We start from the raw sequence: 6,732 nt of genomic DNA, 5'->3' as shown, positions 1-6,732 counted from the left end.
AGCCGCGTGCGTGCTCCCCTAGACATTTCTCCCGATAGCTTTGTCTTCCGCATTGGCCAAGAAGCCGGTTTGTCCCAGGGCATTGCCCCCGAGGATGCGATCGCGGCGGTCTTCACCACCCTGAAGGAATGCTTATCTCCTGAACGAGTGCGGGAAGTCGATAATTATCTGCCCGGCACCCTACGTCAGCTTTGGCGTCAGGTCTAGGTAGTTACCGCAGCCCCAGTGGCTTAAGCTTTAAATAAGTAAACGCCACATCATAGCACAGCCCTAGGTTTTTGGAGATAATCCAAGAGTCTAGGGCAATTTTGGTTTTGGTAGGGAGAGCGACGAGGCGATGGATAAACCACAGGAATATGTGTGTATCGAGCAGGATTTTCATGTGCCCTCGAAGACACTCAAAATCTCTTTTGGCAAAGGTGCATCAAAATCGTCGGGGACAGTGAACTTGCCAGCACATAAGCCGAAAGGTCGTAGCTGCTTACTGCTCGACGAGATGGGTCTTAGTTCAGCGATCGCCTTCTCTGCTTGAACGATGATAAAAGTTTCACCTTCTTCTACTTGACGCATGTACTTTGAAGGGTCGCGTAGAAGTTCATCAACGGTAACACTCAACATCAATAGAGCCTCAACGTAGGTTCAAGGGAGAATCGTCTGCCTTTCACTATGATAGATGATGAATCATGTGCTCCCAGGTTGGGAAAGTCTTAAGTCCTGGTTTCTGATAAAACGTATCGCTGCCCGCAAGCATCACGTTTAGCCAGAGCGATCGCCCTCCACGCCACTCAGCGCTAGGTGGAAGAATAGAGGGAGAAGGTTAAGCGATCGCCTCAAGTAAGTCCTTCGTGCCTAATGAGACGTTAACGGTTGTTTCTAGAATATACTGATCTCTGACGCATTATGCTAAAGAGCGATCGCCCCTCAATACGTCAAAGATAAGATGAACACGCCAGTCGCTGGATTCATTAAAGGCTTCGTGGGGTGCCTTGTTGTTGAACCACCACAGTTCTCCTTCCTGCATACGCACCCACTCATCTCCCGCACCAAGAACACTTCCTGCCGCGCTCCTTAACACAAGATGGTAGCGATCGCGTACCCGGTAATAGTCTCCATGGTCAATATGACGATAGACTCGACCATAGGGAGCTAATCGCACCACCGTCACTCGCCCTAGCTCGCCACCGATAGATGCGGCAAAATCCTCTGTCCATCCCAATATCTTCGGAAAGTGCTTGGCCATGGCAGTGCAGCGGCTCTCATGGACGTCGTTGCTGTTGGTTGCACCAGGAGGGAGTGGTTTGACGGCACTACGCAGATAAATAGAGTTAGTTTCACGCTGCACGTTCACATGGTCTTGACGGCTCGTGTCGCGGAGCCAGTAGTGGGCATTGGCATCAAGTTCAACGAGAAGTGGGCGTAGATCAACGGTGGCATCGAGCAACTGGAACTGCTGTAAGTGCGATCGCGCTTCACCTTCAGCAATATTTCTTGGGGTTTCTTGGGGGGTGTCCATCGATGGAGACCTGCCCGATATCTTATCCTGAACGGTAATCTGGACAGAATCTCTAGGACTATTCCAGTACTCTGATGTGTCGTCGATGATGCCAGGAGTGGTGGCTTGGGAAAAGGTGGGGCATTGCATCAGTTTTAGCAATGCCATCAGGCAGTGCTGCACGTTATCGACCCGAATCACATTGTCGTACACCGTTGTGCGGATGCCACCATGGACGAAGGACGGTTTCGATATATAAAACAGATCGATTTCATCTCGAAATTGCAGTTGACGAATACTCCGTAACCCTCGCCAGATAGACTGTTGATAGCATTGGGCTCGGTGAATATCTTGGGTTTGAACCGCGAGCTGGTAGGCATCTACTAGACCTTCTAGGTAGACCCCTGTTGATGACGCATGGGGTGGGCCATACTCAGGATGCTTAGGATTATGGAATCGCCCCTGCACATCGGCATAGCGCACCCCATCCCATTGCTGCATGGGTAAGAGCCAATCATTCATCTCCATGATGCAGTCGAGGAACTGGCGATCGCCCGTTTCTTGATAGAGCAGAGCATAGGCTTGGGTATGCCAGGGAATAAAGGCCGGGTTGCGGTGCTGTCGATGCCAAGCTCGATAGTAGTGAAAGCTGGTGTAACATCGCTCTAGTAAATCGGTGTCATGGGTGCGCTGATATAGGGATGCCCAGAACAGCAGAGCTTCTCCAGGATAAAAGTTTTGATTATCGTTGCGATCGCTGGGTTTATAAAAGGTGCGGAATGATCCATCAGGTTGCCAAAGGTGGTCGATCGTGCGGCAAAGTGATGAGAAGATGTCAGCATAGAGAGAGGGTATGGTTAGAGATGGGCTTCCTTTCTCTTCTGTGCCGCCAGCTTCCAAAATGGCTAGGGCAGCTAGAGCGATCGCCCCCAGCTTTACTTTGCCGTCATATTCTACTAGTCCCAACGTTTCTTCAGCATGATAAAACTGCTTGAGATTGTAGTTGAGATTATGGCGTGCTAAAGCCCAATGCGTGTCTTGTTGGGTAAAGCGCGCATAGCGGATCAGGCACAGCGTCGCCATGAATTGACGGATCAGGTTATTGGCTCCCGATTCTTCCCCTCGGCTGGGAAAGTATTTATAGACCATGCGACCATTCATTTGCACCTGTCGCACCATCCATTGCCCCATGCAGCGGGTCATATCTGCCAAGACATCACCACTTAGGGTTTCTAGGGGAACGATGCGGTTGCCGCGATGCAGGGTTGTGATCATCACTTGGGGCGTCAGGCGAATCAGAAGCTGGCGGGCTTCGAATGCCTGAATCAGTCCGCCTTTGCGAATGAAGGTCTGATCTGAAATAGATTCCTGATCGAGCACCTGTTGAAATGCTTTCTGGAAGCTGAGGTTAGCCGCAATCATGCGAGTGGGGCTGTAGCGGTAGATGCGATCCTGATATTGCACTTCGATGCCGCGAATGCCGCGATGGATATTGGCAAACACCCGATCAAACTCTGCGATCGCTACCCATCGATAGTCATGGGTCAGACAGAGTTCAATCGCATCAATGCCAGATGTTTTGGCGTGATCTAGGGTGTCAGTCTTGGAAGAATTGGAGGCGATTAAGGAGGCGATCGCCTGCTCCACAACGCCCTCGACCATCTGCTCTAGGTCGGTGTCATAACGCCAATAGGCCTGTTGCAACTGTCCACTTTTGCGGAGCCCTACATAGGTTGGCCCTAGGCAAGCAATGGGCTGATCTGAATACGGCTGCTCGGCAAGCACTGCCTGTATGAGGTTAGCGATCGCATCATGCTCAGCACTCACGACATTGTAGGATGCTGGCGTTTTAAGGGCTGGCTTATCAAGATGAGGGCAATGATCTGAAGCTAAATAAGTCATGCGATCGCTCCTTTCACTGAGGTTACGGCATTCAACCTGGATTTATGAAATCTTAATCGTCGTACCAGCCATCACCATCACCGTCGCCATCACCATCTCCGTCCCCATCCCCGTCTCCGTCGCCATCCCCATCCCCGTCCCCATCCCCGTCCCCATCTCCACTACTGATGAGTCGTGTGGGTTCGGTCATAGCACCATGACTCTGAACCATGATGGTCTGGGTCTGATCCAGAAACGAAGCGTCTGCAACCGCCAGATCAACATTGCGATCGCTCTCCTCCACTGAGAGAGCAGCCTGTTCTAGGGCCCGTGCAGTTGCTACGCTAGATAATGATGTCAACACTAGCAAGAGTAATAACCGTTGCATAACCATGTCTCCGCTTTTAGATTGTGAATGTCTGCCTGATCCCGCTTTTGCCACATGGGGACATCCGGATGAATTCTCGTCATTGCGGCTCACGATATCCGACGCAAGAATCAGGGCTTACCCTCTCTTGCCTAGAACTAGCAAAAGAGGGATAAGTTAATTCCAATTATCGCTAAGCAAAACTAAGCTATGTGAGTGACTTAATCAAAGTCAGCCCGTGTGATGGAAGTTGCATCAACGCCCAGCATGGTTGCAACGCGGCTCCCATTGGCAAGAACTAGGGTGTTGTTACCTCGCTGCCGAAATACTAGATCGTTAAACTCTAGGCGACCGCCAATGCCCAGTTCATCTACCCCATCCTGAAAATCGCGGATGATATCATTACCGTTGCTTTCCAGGATAAATGTGTCGCGACCACGACCGCCAATGAGGGTATCTCTTCCAGCTCCGCCGCGCAGATCATCATTGCCGTCACCACCGCGCAAGATATCGTTACCGTTACCGCCAAAGAGGTCGTCGTCACCGGCTCCGCCCACTAAGATATCGTTACCGTTGTCGCCAAAGATATCATCGTCGCCTGCAAGGCCAAATAGGCGATCGTTGCCTCCCCCTCCTCGAATATCATCAGACCGTCCGGTGCCGCGAATCACATTGTTGCGATTATCTCCAAAGAAGTCGCCACCGTCGCCATCACCGTCCCCATCACCATCGCCGTCGCCGTCCCCGTCGCCATCACCGTCGCCATCACCGTCGCCGTCCCCATCACCGAAAAAGAACAAGGTTCTTGACACACTTTCATCTTCAAAAGCATCGCTTAGCGTTAATATATCTTTCATGTCATTTCGCTCCTTCATCAATCACGAATCTGTTACACATCAAAAATTGCTGCTATGGCAGTCACCATGCCGGGTAAGAAAGCCCTGTCATTGTGGAATACACCCTAAACATGTTTTTGCTCTAGCCTAGAGGGCAAGCATGATAGAACTCATGCGCGGCAAAGAGCTAATCCGTCGCTAGTTGTGATGGAAAATGCATCAAAATCACGAAGCTCAAATTCCCCAGTTACCGTGAGGCGATCGCCCACAGACACATGGCTAGCAGTATGGTCACCGCATAGATCCCACGAATCGACTCGAAGCACACGTTCACCTGTATTCAGGTGAAAGCCGTCTTCCCAAACACGCTCTACGGTGCCGGTAAACGAGCCGCTGCTTTGAGCCTGGATGGTGGATGCGATGCCAACAGCAACCAGGCTACTGACAAAAATTGAACCAACTGCGAATAATTTCATCATGCATTCTCCAACTGCTCTACTACGCGGCTATTGATGGGTCGTTAGTTAGGCAATGGAACCCATATCAACCGACTCAACTCAGTCTAGGAGGCGAGCTGTAAGAGAACGGTAGGAAAACGGTAAGAAACTTCTTACTCTTGCTCAGAACAAAAGGCAGAATCACGCCTGAATCTATTGACTGGGTAATGTGACAGTAACGGTTGTACCATGACCCAGCCCGCTTTGAATCGCGATCGCTCCATGGTGGCGATGGACAATTTCTTGGGCGATCGCTAGCCCTAATCCAGTGCCTCCGATGGCGCGTGAGCGAGACTTTTCCACTCGATAGAATCGCTCGAACAGATGGGATACATGCTCTGGAGGAATACCTATCCCGGTATCACTGACCATCACTTGGATAGAGCGATCGCCTGATAGTGCTGTTAGGGTGACTTGGCCATCATTGGCGGCATACTTTATGGCATTATCAAGCAAATTTAGAAACAGGCGAATCAAATGATCAGGACTGCCCTGAATATAAAGGTTGGACGCAATATGGGTCGAGAACTTGAGGTGGTGCAGCTCGGCAAGGGGCTGAACCTGTTCAGCGATCGCGGCCAATAGATCACTCAGATCGATCAACTCTAAGTTTAAGGCTAGATGATGCTGCTCAAGCTGCGACAACAGAAGAAGATCACTACTTAGACGAATCAGGCGATCGACTTCTTGTTCGATAGCTTGCAGGGTTTCTGCATAGTTTTCTGCTGTACGTTGCTGGCTCAGCGTCACATGCAGCCGTCCCTTGATAGCCGTGAGCGGTGTCCGTAGCTCGTGGGATGCGTCCGCCGTAAACCGCTTTTCTCGTTCAAACGTGGCTTGCAAGGAGTCCAGCATGGTATCAAACATATTGGCCAATCGTTCTAGTTCATCGGTAACCCCCTGATAGCGAATGCGCTGCGTCAAATCACCACTAATTCTGACGCGCTCTGCCATTTCGGTAATTTGACCAATGGGTTTCAGGGCACGGTTTGCTAAAAATAAGCCGCCCAGCCCAACCATGCCAAGAATTAAAGGAATTTCAAATAAATGGTGCTTCAGCAGATCCCTTAACGTGGTGTCCACAGACTGCAATGAATGGGCAACTCTCAGCCATCCTGCTGGACGGTTATCCCGAGGTAAGATTTCTAGAATGTAAACACGCCATCGTTCATCAGCATTGATAATGGTCTTAAATCCAGGACTCAGTTGAGCTTGTAAGGGAAAGGTTAATGAGTCCCCCAAACGCTGGTTAATCACACCATTTTGATCTAACAAGTCAACCGAAACGCCTGCTTCATCGAGCAACGATGTCAACACGGGGGAGTCTTCTCGGGGATCAAAGGTTAGAACATCCACTTCATCATCAATATTTTTCAATGCCTGAATGGCAGTTACCTCTAGGGCACTATCGACTTGATCAAGTAAGGTTCGCCGAAACTCAACGTACATAAACCCATCGGAAACCAGCATGGAAATCCCTGCTAACAGGCTATACCAGGCGACTAGCCGTAATCGTAAATTTTGCCATGGCTTACGTTGCTTCATGATGAATCTATGACGATGAGACTCTACGGATCGGGAGAGCAAGGTTTGCTTTCAGCACTCATGCGATAGCCTACGCCTCGAATGGTGTGAATGAGAGAGTCCGACTCATCTCGA

At 50.3% G+C, this 6,732-nt stretch carries 8 protein-coding genes; 1 reads left to right on the top strand and 7 read right to left on the bottom strand.

Annotated features, from left to right (window positions below; genetic code table 11):
* Positions 1-207: DUF2267 domain-containing protein (locus V6D20_03080; protein HEY9814777.1), on the top strand; the 207-nt coding region annotated here is incomplete at its 5' end.
* 4 nt (positions 208-211) lie between these two features.
* Here V6D20_03080 and V6D20_03075 read toward each other — a convergent pair.
* From V6D20_03075 to V6D20_03045, 7 genes are all read right to left on the bottom strand, one after another.
* Positions 212-382 (bottom strand): hypothetical protein, encoded by a 171-nt coding sequence (locus tag V6D20_03075; GenBank protein HEY9814776.1) that lies wholly within the window; start codon positions 380-382, stop codon positions 212-214.
* Positions 379-570, bottom strand: coding sequence for a hypothetical protein (locus tag V6D20_03070; protein HEY9814775.1), 192 nt, complete (start codon positions 568-570; stop codon positions 379-381). Before V6D20_03070 ends, V6D20_03075 begins: the two co-directional genes overlap by 4 nt.
* 328 nt (positions 571-898) lie before the next feature.
* Positions 899-3,394, bottom strand: a complete 2,496-nt coding sequence (locus tag V6D20_03065; GenBank protein HEY9814774.1) for an aspartyl/asparaginyl beta-hydroxylase domain-containing protein — start codon at positions 3,392-3,394, stop codon at positions 899-901.
* Between the two features lie 52 nt (positions 3,395-3,446).
* Complete coding sequence (locus V6D20_03060) at positions 3,447-3,761, bottom strand: hypothetical protein (protein ID HEY9814773.1); 315 nt, start codon at positions 3,759-3,761, stop codon at positions 3,447-3,449.
* Between the two features lie 200 nt (positions 3,762-3,961).
* Positions 3,962-4,597 carry a calcium-binding protein gene (locus V6D20_03055; protein HEY9814772.1) on the bottom strand — a complete coding sequence of 212 codons (636 nt, stop codon included), beginning with the start codon at positions 4,595-4,597 and terminating at the stop codon, positions 3,962-3,964.
* Between the two features lie 149 nt (positions 4,598-4,746).
* A complete protein-coding gene (locus V6D20_03050) occupies positions 4,747-5,055 on the bottom strand; it encodes a hypothetical protein (GenBank protein ID HEY9814771.1) in 309 nt (102 codons plus the stop codon).
* 171 nt (positions 5,056-5,226) lie between these two features.
* Positions 5,227-6,618, bottom strand: a complete 1,392-nt coding sequence (locus V6D20_03045; protein HEY9814770.1) for an ATP-binding protein — start codon at positions 6,616-6,618, stop codon at positions 5,227-5,229.
* Positions 6,619-6,732: the final 114 nt, after the last annotated feature.

The organism is Candidatus Obscuribacterales bacterium, assembly GCA_036703605.1.
Classification (GTDB): Bacteria; Cyanobacteriota; Cyanobacteriia; order RECH01; family RECH01; genus RECH01.
This window is presented reverse-complemented; position numbering and strand designations above follow the sequence as displayed.